Annotated in this window: 19 protein-coding genes; 18 read left to right on the top strand and 1 reads right to left on the bottom strand. The window is 61.6% G+C overall.

What is annotated here, in order from left to right; translation table 11 throughout:
* Window positions 1-113: 113 nt before the first annotated feature.
* The 17 genes from AAFN84_RS13660 to AAFN84_RS13580 all read left to right on the top strand — a co-directional run bounded on the left by AAFN84_RS13660 (window position 114) and on the right by AAFN84_RS13580 (window position 12,544).
* The gene (locus tag AAFN84_RS13660) at window positions 114-464 is read left to right on the top strand and encodes a hypothetical protein (protein WP_347515160.1); all 351 of its coding nucleotides are present in this window, start codon (window positions 114-116) and stop codon (window positions 462-464) included.
* Entirely contained in the window at window positions 461-2,161 is a 1,701-nt protein-coding gene (locus AAFN84_RS13655; RefSeq protein WP_347515159.1) for a terminase large subunit, read from the top strand. Before AAFN84_RS13660 ends, AAFN84_RS13655 begins: the two co-directional genes overlap by 4 nt.
* Before the next feature lie 36 nt (window positions 2,162-2,197).
* Window positions 2,198-4,213 (top strand): phage major capsid protein, encoded by a 2,016-nt coding sequence (locus AAFN84_RS13650; protein ID WP_347515158.1) that lies wholly within the window; start codon window positions 2,198-2,200, stop codon window positions 4,211-4,213.
* A gap of 63 nt (window positions 4,214-4,276) precedes the next feature.
* Entirely contained in the window at window positions 4,277-4,501 is a 225-nt protein-coding gene (locus AAFN84_RS13645) for a hypothetical protein (protein ID WP_347515157.1), read from the top strand.
* A 53-nt stretch (window positions 4,502-4,554) separates the two neighbouring features.
* The gene (locus AAFN84_RS13640) at window positions 4,555-5,865 is read left to right on the top strand and encodes a phage portal protein (protein ID WP_347515156.1); all 1,311 of its coding nucleotides are present in this window, start codon (window positions 4,555-4,557) and stop codon (window positions 5,863-5,865) included.
* On the top strand, window positions 5,865-6,920 hold the full coding sequence (locus tag AAFN84_RS13635) for a hypothetical protein (RefSeq protein WP_347515155.1): 1,056 nt from the start codon (window positions 5,865-5,867) through the stop codon (window positions 6,918-6,920). Before AAFN84_RS13640 ends, AAFN84_RS13635 begins: the two co-directional genes overlap by 1 nt.
* Complete coding sequence (locus AAFN84_RS13630; protein ID WP_347515154.1) at window positions 6,913-7,533, top strand: hypothetical protein; 621 nt, start codon at window positions 6,913-6,915, stop codon at window positions 7,531-7,533. Before AAFN84_RS13635 ends, AAFN84_RS13630 begins: the two co-directional genes overlap by 8 nt.
* 217 nt (window positions 7,534-7,750) lie before the next feature.
* Window positions 7,751-8,275, top strand: a complete 525-nt coding sequence (locus AAFN84_RS13625) for a DapH/DapD/GlmU-related protein (protein ID WP_347515153.1) — start codon at window positions 7,751-7,753, stop codon at window positions 8,273-8,275.
* A 160-nt stretch (window positions 8,276-8,435) separates the two neighbouring features.
* The gene (locus AAFN84_RS13620; RefSeq protein WP_347515152.1) at window positions 8,436-9,053 is read left to right on the top strand and encodes a hypothetical protein; all 618 of its coding nucleotides are present in this window, start codon (window positions 8,436-8,438) and stop codon (window positions 9,051-9,053) included.
* Window positions 9,050-9,628, top strand: coding sequence for a hypothetical protein (locus AAFN84_RS13615; RefSeq protein WP_347515151.1), 579 nt, complete (start codon window positions 9,050-9,052; stop codon window positions 9,626-9,628). The genes AAFN84_RS13620 and AAFN84_RS13615 overlap by 4 nt, the downstream gene beginning before the upstream one ends.
* On the top strand, window positions 9,625-9,972 hold the full coding sequence (locus AAFN84_RS13610; protein ID WP_347515150.1) for a hypothetical protein: 348 nt from the start codon (window positions 9,625-9,627) through the stop codon (window positions 9,970-9,972). Before AAFN84_RS13615 ends, AAFN84_RS13610 begins: the two co-directional genes overlap by 4 nt.
* A 35-nt stretch (window positions 9,973-10,007) precedes the next feature.
* A complete protein-coding gene (locus AAFN84_RS13605) occupies window positions 10,008-10,559 on the top strand; it encodes a hypothetical protein (RefSeq protein ID WP_347515149.1) in 552 nt (183 codons plus the stop codon).
* Entirely contained in the window at window positions 10,559-10,972 is a 414-nt protein-coding gene (locus AAFN84_RS13600) for a hypothetical protein (RefSeq protein WP_347515148.1), read from the top strand. Before AAFN84_RS13605 ends, AAFN84_RS13600 begins: the two co-directional genes overlap by 1 nt.
* 5 nt (window positions 10,973-10,977) lie before the next feature.
* Window positions 10,978-11,217 carry a hypothetical protein gene (locus AAFN84_RS13595; protein ID WP_347515147.1) on the top strand — a complete coding sequence of 80 codons (240 nt, stop codon included), beginning with the start codon at window positions 10,978-10,980 and terminating at the stop codon, window positions 11,215-11,217.
* A 103-nt stretch (window positions 11,218-11,320) separates the two neighbouring features.
* Complete coding sequence (locus AAFN84_RS13590) at window positions 11,321-11,791, top strand: hypothetical protein (protein ID WP_347515146.1); 471 nt, start codon at window positions 11,321-11,323, stop codon at window positions 11,789-11,791.
* A 94-nt stretch (window positions 11,792-11,885) separates the two neighbouring features.
* Window positions 11,886-12,254: a hypothetical protein gene (locus AAFN84_RS13585; protein WP_347515145.1), complete on the top strand. Its 369-nt coding sequence runs from the start codon at window positions 11,886-11,888 to the stop codon at window positions 12,252-12,254.
* Window positions 12,255-12,364: 110 nt separating this feature from the next.
* Window positions 12,365-12,544, top strand: coding sequence for a hypothetical protein (locus tag AAFN84_RS13580; protein WP_347515144.1), 180 nt, complete (start codon window positions 12,365-12,367; stop codon window positions 12,542-12,544).
* Window positions 12,545-12,629: 85 nt separating this feature from the next.
* On the opposite strand, the gene AAFN84_RS13575 is transcribed toward AAFN84_RS13580, so the two are convergent.
* Window positions 12,630-13,079, bottom strand: a complete 450-nt coding sequence (locus tag AAFN84_RS13575) for a hypothetical protein (protein ID WP_347515143.1) — start codon at window positions 13,077-13,079, stop codon at window positions 12,630-12,632.
* A 407-nt stretch (window positions 13,080-13,486) separates the two neighbouring features.
* On the opposite strand from AAFN84_RS13575, the gene AAFN84_RS13570 reads away from it, so the two are divergent.
* On the top strand, window positions 13,487-17,443 hold a 3,957-nt coding region (locus AAFN84_RS13570; RefSeq protein ID WP_347515142.1), incomplete at its 3' end, for a phage tail length tape measure family protein.

The raw sequence follows: 17,443 nt of genomic DNA, 5'->3' as shown, positions 1-17,443 counted from the left end.
TAGACCCGCCCCTTCCGCATTTGCACATTTTTTTTGGCGGCGCCGAAATTTAAAGGCCGAAAATCAGAAAAATGGCTCAAACTTACAAACCGACCATCGAAGCCCGCCAGACGGTGGAAGAGATGCGCTTTTGCGGGGAGTCCGAGGACACGATCGCTCGCGCCCTGGGTATCGCTACGAACACGCTGCGAAAGCACTTCACCGACGAGATCGCCAACGGACACGCTGCCCGGCGCAAGGAAGTGATCGGGATGCTGTTCAAGTCGGCTCGCGATGGCAATGTATCCGCGCAGCGGAAGCTGGAAGAGCTTGGCAAGGTCGGCGCGGCGGAGGAGGCAGTCGGCCGGCGCAGTAGCGCTCCAAAGATCGGCAAGAAGGAAGAGCGCAGGATCGCGGCCGAGAACGTTGGCGGGAAGTTCGCGACACCGGCCCCGCCGAAGCTGGTCGTGAACAACCGTAAATGAAGGTTTGGTCTACCGCCTGCTTGGACTGGCGAGACAGGATCATCGAGGGGCGGTCGCTAATCCCGTTCGACCCGCTGTTCCCAGATGAGGCGGAGGCCGCGCTTTCCGTCTTCAAGTCACTCCGCGTCGTAGACATCGCTGGCAGTCCGACATTCGGGGAGTGCTGCGAGGAATGGGTATTCGACTTCGTGCGCGCCATATTTGGCGCCTACGACCATAAGTCTGCGACCAGGTTGGTCGAGGAGTTCTTCCTCCTCATATCGAAGAAAAACACGAAGAGCACGATCGCTGCCGGCATCATGCTCACTGCGCTGATCCGCAACTGGCGCTTGTCGGCCGAACTGCTGATCCTGGCGCCGACGATCGAGATCGCCAAGAATTCGTTCGAACCCGCGCGCGACATGGTCTTTGCCGACCCGGAACTTCTGGACCTGCTGCACGTGCAGGAGAATGTCAGGACGATCACGCATCGCCGGACGAATGCCAAGCTGAAGGTCGTCGCTGCGGATTCAGAAACCGTCGGGGGCAAGAAAGCGGCGTTCATCCTCGTCGACGAGTTGTGGCTGTTCGGAAAGCGCGATGGCGCTGGAGCGATGCTCCAAGAGGCGACCGGAGGCATGATATCGAGGCCAGAGGGCTTCGCGATCTATCTCTCGACCCAAAGTGACGAGCCTCCATCCGGTGTGTTCAAGGAGAAACTGGCGTATTTCCGCGACGTCCGCGATGGCATCATCGACGACCCACGCAGTTTGCCGGTTCTCTACGAGTTCCCGCCCGAAATGATCGAGGACGACGGCCACTTGCTTCCGGCCAACTTTCGCATCACCAACCCGAACCTGGGGCGGTCGGTGCGTCAGGAGTGGCTTGAGAGGAAGTTGCGGCAGATTATGAAGGGCGAGGGCGAGGAGGGTGAAGACCTTCAAACCTTCCTGGCCAAGCATCTGAACGTGGAGATCGGCCTTCGCAACCGCCGCGACCGTTGGTCTGGCACAGACTATTGGCTCGATGCCGCGGAAGCCGGGCTCGCACTCGAAGCGCTGCTGTGTCGCTGCGAAGTCGCCACCATCGGCATCGACGGCGGCGGTCTTGACGATCTACTCGGCTTTACGGTGATCGGGCGAGAGCGCGGCACTAGGCATTGGCTGGTCTGGTCCCGAGCATGGGCTCATCCGATCGTTCTAAGGCGCCGCAAGGAGATTGCCGAGCAACTGCGTGACTTCGCGAAAGATGGGGATCTCATCTTCTGTCAGAAGCCGACGCAAGACCTTGATGAGGTTGTCGCGCTCTGCTGCCAGGTGCGAGACGCGGGATTGCTCCCTGAGAAAGAGGGGGTCGGCGTCGATAAGCTGGGGCTGCCGGCACTGGTCGACGCCTTGATCGCGGCGGGGTTCGAGACGGACGCCAAGGGCGGGACAATCACCGGCATCGGGCAGGGCGGGTTTCTCAACGACGTGATCATTGGTGTCGCGCGCAAATTATCTGATGGGACCCTCAAGCATCCGGGCCAGCCGCTGATGAAGTGGTCAGTCGAAAACGCCAAAGAGATACTAAAGGGGTCGGCTCGCGCGGTCACAAAGCAAGTGTCCGGAACCGCGAAGATTGACCCTTTCATCGCCATGCTGAACGCAGCGAAGCTGATGAGCAGAAATCCGGAGCCGAAGCGAGCTCCAGAGTACCAGATGCTCGTCTTCGGCTGAGCAACCCCTGAAATCGACAATAGATCGGAGGTCGTCATGACTGTGACGCGCCGCGCATATTCATATCTGACCATCAAGTCGGTGAGCGAAGACAAGCGCATCATTCGCGGCATCGCGACCACGCCTGCTGTCGACCGCGTTGGCGACATCGTCGAGCCGATGGGCGTCAAGTTCCAAAATCCGATGCCGTTTCTTTGGCAGCACGACGCGAAAAAGCCGATCGGCACCGTCAAGTTCGACAAGCCGACCGAGGACGGCATCACCTTCGAGGCAGAAATTCCGCAGATCGCGGAAGACGGCCTCCTGCGCGACCGCATCGAAGAGGCCTGGCAGTCGATCAAGCTCGGGCTGGTCCGCGCCGTCTCCATCGGCTTCCGCGCCATCGAATACGCCTTCATCGAAGGGACCAACGGTATCCGGTTCGTCGAATCGGAGGTCTACGAATTGTCCGCCGTCACGATCCCGGCCCAGCCCGACGCGGTGATGACGAGCATCAAGAACATGGACCCGGCTGGTGTCGCGGTCATCAAGCAATTCGACACGAACGCTCCAGCCGCGACTGGCACCATAGAGCGTCCGGCGAAGTCTGCCCCGGCGCCTCGGGGGAAATCCACGAAACCAGTGAACCTGAGGCCGAAGGAGGCCACGACAATGAAGACCATTGCTGAGCAGATTGCTGCTCTTGAACAGAAGCGCGCCGCAAACGCTGGCCGCATGGAAGAGATCATGACCAAGTCTGCGGAGAGCGGCCGGTCAACAGATGAGGCTGAGCAGGAAGAGTTCGACACGCTCGAATCCGAGGTCAGCCAGATCGATGGCGACCTGAAGCGGTTCCGTGCACTGGAAAAGGCCAAGGTCAACGAGGCCCGTCCGGTCGACGCGCGGAATTCGAATGAAGGTGCAGCGTCCCGTGATGTCCGCGCCCCGGTCCAAGTGAAGTCTGCCAAGGCGGCGCCTGGTATCGAGTTCGCGCGCCTCGCTCGGGCAAAGGCTCTTTCGCACCTTGACCATGAGCCCGCCCGTGAGATCGCCAAGCGTCTCTATGGTGAGGATTCGGCCGTAACCGCCCTTCTGACCAAGGCCGCAGTTACTGCCGGGTCTTCCATTTCCGGCAACTGGGCTGCTGACCTTGTCGGCGCGGAGACGGATGTCTATGCGGACTTCGCCGAGTTCCTTCGCCCGATGACGATCGTAGGCAAGTTCGGCGTCGGAAACATCCCCTCGCTCATGAACATTCCCTTCCGGACGCCCCTGATCACTCAGACGGGCGGCGGCACCGGATACTGGGTGGGCGAAGGAAAGCCGAAGCCGTTGACGGCGTTCGATTTCGATCGAACGACCTTGGACGAGCTGAAGGTTGCAGCCATCTCGGTCGTGACCGAAGAGTTGCTGCGCAAGTCCAGCCCGTCGGCGGATACTCTCCTGCGCAACAGCCTAGCTGCAGCGGTGGCGGCTCGTATCGACACCACGTTCATCAACCCGTCGGTATCGGCCTCGGCCGGCGTGTCTCCGGCGTCCATCACGAACGGTGTCAGCGCGATCGCGTCGACCGGCAACGACGCCGATGCCATCCGCGAGGATATTCGGGCGCTCTGGGCGACGTTCATTGCCGCGAACAACCCGCCGACAACTGCGGTGTACGTCATGTCGACCAACACCGCGTTGGCGCTCTCGCTCCTTCGCAACCCGCTTGGTCAGACCGAGTTCCCCGGCCTGAACATGATGGGTGGCACCTTCGAAGGCATCCCCGTCATCACGTCGGAGTATCTCGCTCCGGTGTCGGCAGGCGGGTTTGTGGCGCTTGTCAATGCGTCGGACATCTACTTCGGCGACGAAGGCGGCGTCCAGGTCGACATGTCCCGTGAAGCGTCGCTGCAGATGCTGGACAACCCGACCAACGCATCCTCGGACGGTACGGCGACGACCATGGTCTCCATGTTCCAGACCAACTCGGTGGCGTTCCGCGCGGAGCGTATCCTGAACTGGAAGAAGCGCCGCGCCTCCGCTGTGGCCGTTCTCGACGAGGTCAACTGGGGCATGCCCAGCTCGTAAGGGCTGACGCAACACCGCCGGCCGCGGGAAACTGCGGCCGGCTTCCCTTCCTGGAGACGTCCGATGAACAATTATCGTACACGCATGCTGACCGCGAAAGACCCGCGCTTTGCCAAGATCCACGATGCGATCTATGGGCGCAGGGACCTGGTCGCAGCGGCGCCGGAGCCCGTTGTCGACAGCACCGCTGAGTTGCGCGCAGAGTACGAACGCATCCACGGGAAGCGCCCTTATATGGGGTGGGACGACGCGGAGCTTCGCAAGCGCATCTCGGAAGCCAAGGCCTGATCGTGCGCATCCTTGGCGTGCCAGTCCCGTTTACGGCGTCTGAGCAGAAGGCGATGTCCCCCGTCTCGCGGGGTGGCGGGTGGTTTTCGCTCGTCCGTGAGAGCTTTTCGGGCGCATGGCAGCAGAACGTGGAAGTGCGCCGCGATACGGTGCTCTCCAACCCTGCTGATTTTGCCTGCCGAACGCTGATCGCGTCGGACATTGCAAAGATGCGCGTTCGCCTTGTCCAGCGTGACGAGAACGGCATCTGGGGTGAGGTGGAGAACCGGAATTTCGGCGTTCTGACGAAGCCCAACCGCTACCAGAGCCGCATTCAGTTCTTCGAGAGCTGGGTGCTGTCGAAGCTTCAGAGCGGCAACACCTATGTGCTGAAACAGCGCGACAACCGCGGCCGCGTCGTCGCTCTCTATGTGCTTGAGCCCAGCCTGGTAAGGCCGCTCGTCTCTGACGATGGCGCCGTCTATTACGATCTGAGCGCCGACCACCTGTCAGGTCTCGATCGGCAGATCGTCGTGCCGGCGTCGGAGATCATCCACGATCGCTACAACTGCTTTTTCCACCCTCTTGTGGGGCTATCTCCGATCTTTGCCGGCGGCTTGGCTGCCATGCAGGGCCTGGCCATCCAAAACGACAGCACGCTGTTCTTTCAGAACGGTGCACAGCCGGGCGGTGTTCTGACGGCGCCAGGGCCGATCGCAGAAGAGACGGCGAAGCGCCTCAAGGAGTATTGGGACACCAACTTTTCCGGCAAGAACTCGGGCAAGGTTGCTGTTCTCGGCGACGGGCTGACCTATAGCGCCATGCGGGCCAAAAACGTCGACAGCCAGCTCATTGAGCAGCTCCGCTGGACGTCCGAAGTCATCTGCGGCGTCTATCACGTCCCTTCATTCATGATCGGCGTCGGGCAGCCGCCGTCCTACAACAATATCCAGTCGCAACTCACGATCTACTATTCGCAGTGCCTGCAGGTGCTGATCGAGGCGATCGAAGTGCTTCTTGACGAAGGGCTCGGGCTCAACGGCGAAGCCGGCGCAGGCGCAAATCTCGGCACTGAGTTCGACCTTGACGACCTGCTGCGCATGGACACGGCGACCCAGTACGACGTGGCGCAGAAAGCCAAGGGCATCGCAACGCTCGACGAGCAGCGCCGCAAGCTCAATCTTGCACCAGTCAAGGGCGGCGACACGATCTATCTGCAGCAGCAGGATCACAGCCTGGCCGCCATCGCCGCGCGCGATGAACAGTTGATTGAAGGCGGCAACTCTCCTGCGAGTGATCCGTCGCCCGATTCCGTGGCGAACGACAACGCGATGCGCGAGCAGGCCGCTCACGCGCTGGCCGAAATCTATAAGGGGCTCCGCTGATGTTCGACGGCAAGGCATTCGGAGCCGAGATCGTCGGTGCTGTGAAGGTGCATTTGGCTGACAGCCTGCGCCCGATCGTTGACCGGCTCGATGCGCTTGAGAGGAAGATTGACGCCGCGCCGCGGCCTTCAGTCGACGCATCCGACCTTGATGCAGTCAAGACGGACGTTGATGGCCTTCGTCGCTCCCTAGCCGATCAGGTCACGGAACTGCGGCGATCGGTGGACGGCATCGTCATACCTGAGATCCCCGTTCTGCCAGACGTGGACAAGATCGTGGCGGATGCGATCGCGGTTATCCCCGAGCCTGAGCCGGTCAAGACAGTGACGATCGACGATCTGCGCCCAGAGATCGAAACGGCGGTACAGTCGGCCGTGGATGCGCAGCCAAAGGCGCCGACGGTCGAAGAACTGGCCACTGTCGCGGCCTCACTGGTGAAAGATGCTGTCGCCGCCATTCCGGCACCGCAGGACGGCAAGTCGGTCACGGTCGATGATGTCCGCCCGCTGATTGAGGAAGCCACTCAGAAGGCCGTTGCCGCTCTGCCCGTCGCAAAAGACGGCGTCGGTCTCGCGAGCATGTTGATCGACCGGAATGGGTGCCTTGTGGCCACCATGACGGATGGATCCACGAAGGAACTTGGCCAGGTCGTCGGCAAGGATGCGGACATGGCCGCAATAGAGCGGAGCATCGTCGAGAAGGTCGCGGCTATTCCGAAACCTCGAGACGGTTTCTCGCTCTCCGACTTCGACGCGACGCTTATGGATGACGGTCGCACGGTGCTCCTGTCATTCGATCAGGGCGAACAGTCCTTTAAGGTCGAGCTCGGCATCCCGGCAATGATCTACCGCGGCGTCTTCAAGGAAGGGCGCTCCTATGAGAAGGGCGACACGGTGACGTGGGGCGGCTCACTCTGGCACTGCGATGTCGACGCGACGGAAGAGAAGCCAGACAGCCAGGCCAAGCACTGGACGCTGGCTGCAAAGCGCGGTCGCGACGGGAAAGACGCGGTCGTGAAGGCTGAAAAGCCACAGGGGCCGCTCAAGCTTGCGTAGGCCGGCATGGTATCCCGACTGGACTGGTGAAACCTGCATCATCGTTGCCAGCGGCCCAAGCGCGTCAGGTGTCGACCTCGAACCGGCGCGCGGCAAGGTGAAGTGCATAGCCGTCAACAGTTCGTGGAAGCTCGCGCCGTGGGCCGATGCGCTCTACGCCTGTGACTTCAAGTGGTGGGAAGAGAACAATGGCTGTCCCGAGTTCAAGGGCCTGAAAATGTCCATCAGCCCCAGGGCGCGCAATGCCGATTGGGGCATCCGCTACGTGAAATGCCTTCGCGGCGATGATCGCATCAACCTCGGGCCAGCCGGCACGATCGGATGGGGTGGAAACTCCGGGTTTGGAGCCCTCAATCTTGCTGCGCACTTCGGAGCGACGAAGATCATCCTCGTCGGCTACGACATGAACATCAAGGCCGGGACGCATTGGCACGGTGACCACCCGCTGCCGCTGTCGAACCCGAAACTGAGCACGATCGGCCGCTGGCGCCGCGCAATCGACGCCGGGGCGAAGGTTCTGGCTGCGAACAGCATCAAGGTCATCAACTGCAGCGCGATCTCGTCGCTGACGGCTTATCCAAAAATGACGCTGACTGAGGCATTGGACGCATGACCTACCGCCCTCGCACAGAGATTGGACCGTGCCCTAGTTGCGGCGCCGCTCCGAAACCAAAGTTCAAGGGCATCTTCTCCGGCCTCATCCGGATGGAATGCAAGTGCGGCGTTTCGGGGGCATGGGCCGACTACAATGGACAGGGGGACCCGTGGCACGATGCCGTTCGCGGCTGGTCATCTGTTGCTCTGCCTATTCCCGACAGAGGTCCACCACCGTGTCCACGTCGATGATCCATCCGCTCGCCCATGTCGACGACAGCGTGACGCTTGGTGAGGGCACCCGCGTCTGGCAATTCGCGTCGATCACGCGCGGCACCGTCATGGGGCGGGGTTGCAGCGTCTCACCACTCGCGATGCTCGACGGCTCGGTCTACGGCGATCGTGTCATCGTATCGGGCGGCGTGATGGCTGGTGCGGGGTTCCGTGTCGGTAGCGACGTCTTCCTCGGACCAAATGTTGTTCTCGCAAACGACATGTGGCCGTTCACCGACAAGACCGGCTATCGCGACGAACTGCTTCGAGACGGTGAACATTGGGCCGTTGTGATTGAAGACGGCGCCGCGATCGGCGCCGGCGCGATCGTTCTGCCGGGCATCCGCATCGGCAAAGGCGCTGTCGTGGCTGCAGGGGCAGCCGTAGAGCGCGATGTCGCTGCTGGCGAAGTGTATCGCCGCAATGGCTACAAATCGCTGTCAGTGCCCGCAGATTGGAACGCCAAACGGCATAGGTGGGTGAATTGAGCAACGCGAAGAATCCGACATATCCATCCGTGCCGAGATTGGCGCCCGATGCTAGCGGATGGGTATGCGACCAGTGCGGGCAGGAATGGGTCTCGGGACAGAAGCCGGATTGCAAACCCTGCGAGGATGCCTGGGCGAAGATTGACGCGGCCAAAGCCTGATGCTGACCGTCTGCACGCTTCTCTGGGACGCGAACGATAAGTCCAAGTCCTTCAGCCAGATCTACGATGAAAGCTGGGTCGAGAAGCTCTATCGCGGCTTTGCCCGCAACCTCACAGTGCAGTTCCGTTTCGTCTGCTACACCGACCGCGCCCGCAAGATGGACAGCGCAATCACGCGCATGGTTGTGCCTGGCCTCGGGAGCGGCGGTTACGCGGATTGCATCAAGCCCTATGAGATGGGCGTTCCGATGATCCTCGTCGGGCTCGACACCGTCGTCACGGGCAATTGCGACCACCTGGCGGCCTACTGCACGACGGCGGATCGGTTCGCGCTGCCTCGGGACCCTTACAAGCCGGCGCGCGCCTGCAACGGCGTGGCGCTGGTTCCGGTCGGCCACGAGCACATCGCAGCCGAGCACAAGGGCGAAAACGACATGGACCATGTGCGCAGCTACCCGCATCGCTTCATCGACGATGAGTTTCCGGGCGCCGTTGTCTCGTTCAAGGGCTCCGTGAAGAAGCGCGGGCTGGGTGATGCTCGGATCGTCTACTTCCATGGCGAAGAGAAGCCACACCAACTGCCAGCCGGCCATCCGATTCTGAGGCACTGGATATGAGCATTCCGCCCGTCCTGATCGTCGAACCGGAACCGGTCGTTTCCGCCGAAGAGGCGAAGGCACAGTCATACGCGCTCGCTGAGTTGTCGGACGCTCAGGTCAATGTGTTGATCGCGGCGGCGACTGGGCAACTGGACGGGCCATTCGGCGTCATGATGCGGTGCATCGGTGAGCAGGAATGGCGACAGCCGTTCGACCAGGCGGAGACAACGTATCGCCTGCCGGCGTTCGGCAATGTGGCTGTAACCGGCGTGTTCATCGGCAGCGAAGAGGTTGACGAGGCAGAGTACGCTGCCAAGCAGGATGCGCTTGGCGTCTATGTCGAAGGGCCAGCATCCGTCACCCATATCGAGTTCACGGCAGGTTTCGATGTCGTCCCGGCAAACATCAAAATGGCGATCATACTGGTCGCGGCTGATATTCACGCGAAGGTCAGCGAACAGGGCAATCTGCGCAGTTTCGAGACCTACCAGGCGTTCACCGAGCAGTACAGCAATCCGGAGGTGATGAGCGCGGCAACGGCGCGCGTCGTCCAGGCACTGCTGGGCCGCTATCGGGGCTTGAGCTACGCATGACCATGGCGGTTCGGAAATATCGCGAGCACCTCACCAGCTACGGCGAGGTCGTCACGCTCAAGCGGATCGTGGCGAACCCGCCTGACCAGACGCTTGGGACGGTTCACGCGCGGATCATGGGGTATTCGCCGCAGGAGATCGCCGCGGGTATCGACGCCGGTCGGCGCAAAGCGATCCTGCTCGCGGAAGACTTGGCCGGCTTCAACCCACCGGTGAAAAAGAACGACCGTCTGGTCTTAGCGTCCGGCGTCGTGCTGACGGTGCAAGCCGTCAACGGCAGCACACGCAAGATCGGTGATGTTGTCCTTGCCTATGAATGCGAAGTATCGGGAGCGGCGCTGTGAGTTGGGACCGTGACCCGGTTCTGACGTTCAACGAATTGGCCGATGAACTGACGTCTCCGAAGGAACGATCGCACAGGCTGGCGACCTTCGCTCGAGAAGCCATCCAAGAGGCAAGCGGCATCAACCGCGCCGCCACCGGCCGCGACGTGCCGTATGAGGCCACCGTCGATCGCCAGCCGGGAAAGCCGATCGAGCGCGTCGATCCGGACGGGATCGTCTTTGTCGAATTCGAGCTGATGGGCGGCGTGCTGGAATGGATCGGCGACGAGCTGCTGAAGGCCTCGCCAATCCTGACCGGAACCTACATGCGCAGCCATGTGCTGTTTGTGGACGGTGCCGAGCATGAACCCGGCGCGATGCTGACCGAAGGGGCGAGCGAGTACGCGTTTGTTAACCGCCAGCCCTATGCGCGCAAGATCGAACGTGGGCTCAGCCCCCAGGCGCCAGACGGCGTTTATGAGGTCATCGCAGCACTGGCAAACCGCCGCTTCGGCAACCAGGCGCGCATTCGATACAGCTTTCGGTCGCTCTCTGGCGGCAAAGACAGAACCGACCGGCAACCGGCGATCATCGTGAGGCCCCGCTGATGGCGCATCTAACCGTTGTGCAGGCCGTCGAGCAGAGGCTCGCGGCAAACTTCAATTCATGCCCGATCATGATTGAGAACGACGGCGACGAAACCGTGCCGAGCGACGCCGACGGGTTCATCAGCGTGCAGTTCCCGTGGTCAAACTCCGAGTGGGAGACCATTGAAGGGCCGGAAGGGTGCGACTTCCTGGAGGAAGGTGGCATCCGCTTCGTGCTGTCGGCGCCATCGGGGCGCGGGACGCATGTCTATCGGGGTTGGCTGGATCAGATTGCCACGCTTTTCCGCGGCGTGATCTTCGACGGTGTCCAGACCTTCGCGCCGACATCACCAACCAGCGACGACCGCAGCGACCGCGACGGGTATTTCAACCTGTCGATCGTCGTCCCCTACCAATTCATGATCCAAGGATGATCGCCATGCTCAAGATCACCAACGTTTCCTCGACCGCGCAGCGCTTCACAGCCAAAGATGGCAAGCGCGTCGAGATCCAGCCCGGGCAGGTGCAAACCATAGCCGCAGACCGCGCGGACAAGCGCTTGAAAGGCAAGGAGCGGGCAGGCCTGATCCGCGTCGAAGAGCAGCGCGCCAGTCGTAAGAAGCCGTCCCCACCGGCGCCCGTTTCGCCTGCGGACGAAACACCAACACATACCGAATAGACGCCTCACAACCGTCTTAACCGCTCGCATCCCGCGAGACCATGGCTGCCTGTCTGACCGGCGGCCCCTTCAACGTGCCTGAAGCCAAAGGAGATACAAGGCCATGGCCAACAATCCACTTCCCGTTGCCCGTTCGCGCGTTTCGCTCGGCAGCGCAACCACCACATGGGACGAAGTCACCGCGTCCGGCGACGATTACGTCCAGATCGGTCGCATCCGCTCTATCGGCGGCTTCGGCGATACCTTCCAGGAAATCACCGTCGACGAGGTGAACGACGGCCGCACCCGCAAAGCCAAGGGCACGGCCAACGCCGGCAACATGGAAATCGTCTGTTCGCGCGATGCGACCGACGAGGGCCAGATCGCCATGATCGCGGCCGCCGAAAGCCAGGCAGCGTTCAACTTCATGGTCGAGCTGCCGAACGGCGATGGCACGTACCACACCTATTACATCTCGGCGCTCGTCATGTCGCAGAACCTCGGGCTTGGTGGCCCGAACGACACGCAGACGATCACCTTCAATCTCGGTCTCAACGAGGCCCTGATCGAGGTCGAGGCGGGCTCCAGCTCGTAACAGCATCTCTCGCGAGAGCGGGGCGGCGGCTTGATCGGAGGCCGCCGCCCCATCCGATCGAACTCCGATCATCCGACACGAAGGACTTTCCGACATGAAGAATTCACTCACGTCCGACATCACGATCGAGCTTGAAGGACAGGAATATACGCTGCGCTCGTCCCTCAAGGCAGCAAGCGCGATCTCCAGCCACTTCGGCGGCTTCATTGGCGCATATCAGCAGCTCGCGAATGGCAACCTGCAGGCGTGCCAGTACATCATTCGCCAGGGCATCCCGGCGAGCGAGACCCGCAATATCAGCACGGAAGAGCTGAACGGCATGGTGTATCGCAGCGGCATCGTGAAACTGTCCGGGCCACTGTCGCGCTACATCTCCCGGCTGCAGAACGGCGGTCGCGATCCCGACGAAGAAGATGAGCCTCGCGCTGGCGAAGACGACGATTCGGGAAACGGCGAACTCTAATCACGGTCGAGGAGTATTTCGCCAAGCTCTACGAGGCGGCAGTCGTTACCCTGCGTGGGTGGTCGGATACGGAGATATTCGAATGCGACCTCCTCCGCCTCGACAGGGCCGTGACCGTGATGGCGGAGGCTTCCGACCGGGAGTGGCGAAATCGCTTCCGAATAGGCGGCTTCGACGTGAAAGAGCCGGGTTGGGACAAGGAACTCGACGACGAGACCTTCAACCAATCGGTGCGTGACGCCATGGAAACGTTCAAGCGGCAGAGCGCAAAAATGAAGCGGGCGGGTTAGGGCGCCTTAACGTAGACGTTGATGTGGAGTTCAAATTCATCGTCATCGTCGGCCTAATGGTGGGGGGGATGTCTTCCCACCATCACTATCCGCCGCGACTTACTCGGCTGCCGATCGTATCAACGATCTCCTTGGCTGATGTTGCATTTGAAGGCGGGGAACCGCGAACCAGCCTGATGATTATGTGTCCTGCCGGGATTACCGATTGCTGAATGGTCGACGGCGTTGCAACGCATCCATAGCCCCAGCAGTTCACGACGCCGGGCGTGGCATAGGTGTTCACGGTAGTGTTGTCAGAGACGCTTTCGACGATGAAGTGGCTAGCGCCGTTCGCGATTGCCGTCTCGGCGGCCTTAAGCATCATGTAGTCGACCACCAACGGTGGCGAAGTGTACGCGTTGATCAACGAAGAAACGCGATAACGGTCATAGCCGATTGCCTCCGCTTTCACGCCTCCCGTAGCGCCCATCTCTTGGTAGGGCGTGGTGCACGCGCTCAAAAATAGCGCGAAAAACGCTGCAAAAATCCACTTCATTGGTGCCTCCCGATTGAGAGGCTGATGTTCGTCTGCCTTAGCGAGACAAGTCAATGGCTCAAAACACTGTTCGCACGCTCACGGTGCGCGGCAAGGATGAAAACCTTGACGCCGTCGCCGCGAAGCTGCGTAAAGTCGGTCAAGAGGCTAAGCAGGCTGGTGCTGGTGTCGATAAGCTGGGCGCTGACAGTACACAGGCCACGCAGCGCATCGGAAATCTTGATAGGGAACTTGCGAGTCTCGACAAACGATTGGCGGGAGCGCCGCGCGCTTTCGCGGACTTTGAGCGGAACGCAAAACTACTCCAGCGTGGTCTCGATGCCGGGAAGGTCTCTGCGCAGGATTTTTCGCGCCAGATGGGCGAGCTCCAGCAACGCCTACAAAAGTCCGTTTCGCCGCGCCTTAATATGGATGCTGATGCGTCAGGCTTGCGACGGCTGATCGACGGGCAAGTCGAACTGGACGCCGCGACGCGCCGGTCGGTCATGTCGCTCATCAACCAGCAAGAGCAGGTGGAGCGCGCGGCAAGGGAGACGGCCCAGTCGGTTGAGCAGTCGAACCGGGAGCAGGCGCGCTCCTATGAGATGGTCGAGCGTCAGGTCTCGGTCATTCGTGCACAGCTCGACCCGTATCGCGCGGCGCAGGATCGGCTGAACCGGGAATTAGCCGAATACAATGCGCTGGCGGCACAAGGCCACCTGACGACACGAGAACTGGCGCAGGCGACCGATATGGCGCAGCGCAGTTTCCAGCAGACAGCCGTCCGGCTCGGCGTGGCGAACGACAACATCCGACTGACGCGGCAGCAGATGCTGGGGCTCGGCTACCAGGTCAATGACGTGGCCACCATGCTTCTCATGGGCGCCTCACCCTTCCAGATCATGGCGAGCCAGGGCGGCCAGGTGCTGCAGGTTCTGCAGGATGGGCCGGGTGGCGTCAGGGGCTCGCTGAAGGCAGTAGGGGCGCAGGCTGTCGGACTTGCAGCTCGTTTCGCGCCTGTCGGTCTTGCGATCGGTGCTGCCGCGCTCGCCGTCAAGGGCATGCAGTCGGAGATTAACGCCACCTCCGACGTGATGGTGTCGTTCGGCGACGTCGCCATGGCCATACCGCAGCTCATCGGCAGTGCGATCTATGACTTCCTGCAGCCGGCGATCGAGGCAATCGCGCCGTGGTTCGCAACGGCCTGGGATATCGTGAAGGATGGCGTTCGCGATGTCGGCAACTTCATCATCCGGGAGTTTGCTGCCCAGTACGAGATCCTCAAGGCGACGATCCAGTCGGTCGTTCCGGCGTTCATCGTGGCCGGCGAGGCGGCGGCCAATGGCTTCATCACCGCGATCAATTGGATGGTGGAGAAAGCCGTCTCCGGCATCAACACGATCATCGAAGCTGCGAACGACCTCGTCCAGTTCCTGGGCGGCGACGCCATCGCGAAAGAGCTGGGCTTCGACATCACCATCGGCACCATTGAAGCGCCGGAGCTGGGGGAATTGGACCTTGGCGGACAGAAGGCCGTCGAGGATCTCGACGCGACCTGGAAGGGGCTGCGCGAGACGCTCGGGGAGATCGCCGACACCGACTTCATGGGGCGGATCTTCGGCGCGATTCAGCAACAGGCCATCGAGAACGCTACCAAGCGGTTGGAGGAAAACGAGGAGGCGCTGAAGAAGGTCAAGCAGGAGATGGAGGGCTTCATCGATCTCGCCGATCGTCTGGCGGAAGAGATGTTCCCTGGCAACGCGGCGGCGGCGGAGGCGGCCGATCTGCTCGACCTGATGAGCCGGTTCGGCGACAAGCTGACGGATATCCAGCGCATTGCGGTCGAGGCGCGCATCGACGAGATGTTCATGGCGTCGGCGCTCGGCGTCCGCGAGCTGACCGAAGAGACCAACCGCGCCGGCAAGAGCCTGGCCAAGGCGATGGACCCGGTGAAGGACTTCTTCGACGGGTTGCTCGACGTGCTCTATTCGAGCGGCGACGCATTCGAGAAGCTGATCTCGCTCGGCGCCGAGATGGGCAAGAAGTTCGCTCAGATGGGGCTAGATCGCATCTGGCAATCGATCACGGGAGTTGGTGCGGGATCAGGCACAACTGGTCGAGGGACTGGTTCATTCATTCCCGAAATGGCGGGTGGTGCACGCGCGTGGTCGCCCGTCCAGTCACAGACGATGGGCCGCGAGATCGGCAATGCAATCGCCCCGTCGATCACCAGCAGCCTGAACGACAATCTGTCGAGCTTCGCCGCGGCTATCCGAAAAATCGAAAGCGGTAGCTACGCCGGCAACTACTCGGCGCAGGGCCCGATTATCCGCAGTGGCTCCTATGCCGGCGACCGGGCCTATGGCGCATATCAGGTTATGGGCAATAACATCGCGTCGTGGACGAAGGAGGTTCTTGGCCACTCGCTGACAATCTCCGAGTTCGTCGCCGATCGCGCTGCCCAGGATGCAGTCTTCTTCAAGAAATTTGGGGCTTCCGTCGACAAGTTTGGGTCGTTTGCGGATGGGGCATCCGTATGGTTCTCCGGCCGGCCTTTGTCGCGGGCGGGGAACTCGAGCGACGGCTACAACACCGTGCCTCAGTATGTGCAGAAAGCTGAAGGCGCGCTTGCTGGATACCCTGGAGGGCTGAAGGCAGGGGTTTCCGACGGCATGGTCGATGCCAACCGGCGTCTCGCGAACAGCACTCAGGCGCCGGCTGCCGCTTCTGCCCCAGGGGTCGCCGGGCAGCAGATGCAGGACATGCTTGGCATCGGTGGCGCGGCATTCGGCGCATTCGCGGGAGGCATGCAAAGTGGCAACCCGCTCATGGGCGGCATCTCCGGTGCGATGAGCGGCCTTGGCGCTGCTCCGATGCTTGCTAATGCTTTCCCAGCACTCGGCGCGATGGCAACGCCGCTTGCCGTCGTTGGCGGGGCAGTGCTTGGCATCATTGGAGGGCTTATCGGACGCGCCCGTCAGAAGCGGCAAGAGCTCAAGCAGGCCCAGCAGGAGCTGGAAAGCCAGATGGGCGCGATTACCGAGCTGATCGCCACCGCCACCGGCAACTTCATGGGGACGTTCGAGAAGACCGTTATGTCGACGGCCGATGAGTTCTCCAAGGCCATCGCCATGGCAAACAAGGCGAAGAACCAGGAGCTGGTCGACGAGCTGACGGCCGCCCAGGACGAGTTCTTCGACCGGATGACCGATCGCTGGGAACGCGGCTTCGAAGGCATGATCGCGTCGATGGAAGCCGGACTTGGTCTCGACGGCGAGTTCATGGCCGGCATGGATAGCGTCGAAAAGATGAGGGAAAGCCTCGTCGGCTTTGTGAACGACGCGCGGCTGTTCGTCGATGCCGAGGGCGACCTCGCCAGCGTGATCAAGAACCGCAAGGATCGGTTCAACGCAGGCGACGAGGAAGAGATTTACCGCTTCGCTGCCGAATACAATCCCGGGTCGAACGATGCCGGCGCGCTGGTGATCCAGAACGATATCCTCGAAGGCTATAAGGCGCTGGGCGACCAGATCGCCGACCTTGGCGTGCAGGCCTACACCAAGACCGGCGGCATGCTCTATGACAGCCTCGAGGCGCTGCGGAATGCTGCGGAAGCGGCTGGGCTGGCGATCGATGAGATGGGCGTGGTGACGGAAGCCGCGGTCGATCCGAATGCGAACCTGGCCGACCAGGTCGAGCGTGCGCAAAAGGCTGCGCAGGCAACTGCGCTGGCGATGATCTCGGGCGCCGAAGAATTCACCGCCATGGAAGAGGCGGTGCAGAAAATCAACGGCACCGTCGCAGGCATGAACACGCTGCTCGAGGATCTTGGTATGTCGGCCGAGGAAGCCGCGACGGCGATCGACCTGCACCTGAACATCGCCATGGCGAAACTGCGCGATGCCTACCGCGACGAGCTGAATTCGTCGATCAACGACCTGTCGGGCTTCGGCTTCATCAACGAGATCATGGATGCGCAGGACCGTTACGACGAGCGGCTGCAGGACGCCGCGGTGCTTGGGCTCGACAGCGGTCTTGCCCTGCGCGAACTGAACCTGGCGCTTGCCGACATCGTCGAGACATCCGATCTGACGCAGGCGCAGATCGACATGCTGGCCGCTGCCTTCCCGGCGATGGCTGGCCTGATCGAAACGGTTGCGGGCAAGGATGCCATGCAGATCGTGCAGGACGCGGAAGCCGCCCTGCGCTCTGCTTATGAGGAACAGCGCCGCGAGATCGAAGCGACGATCAGCCGGCTCGAAAACTTCACCGACCGGATCAAGGAATTCCGCGACGAGATGCGGCTTTCCGCTTCCTCGCCGCTCGGGCAGCGCGACCAGATGGAAGAAGCGCTCAAGCAGTTCCGCGAGACAGCTGCCCTTGCG

The sequence above is a fragment of the Mesorhizobium sp. CAU 1741 genome (genome assembly GCF_039839275.1).
Lineage (GTDB): Bacteria > Pseudomonadota > Alphaproteobacteria > Rhizobiales > Rhizobiaceae > Aerobium.
This window is presented reverse-complemented; position numbering and strand designations above follow the sequence as displayed.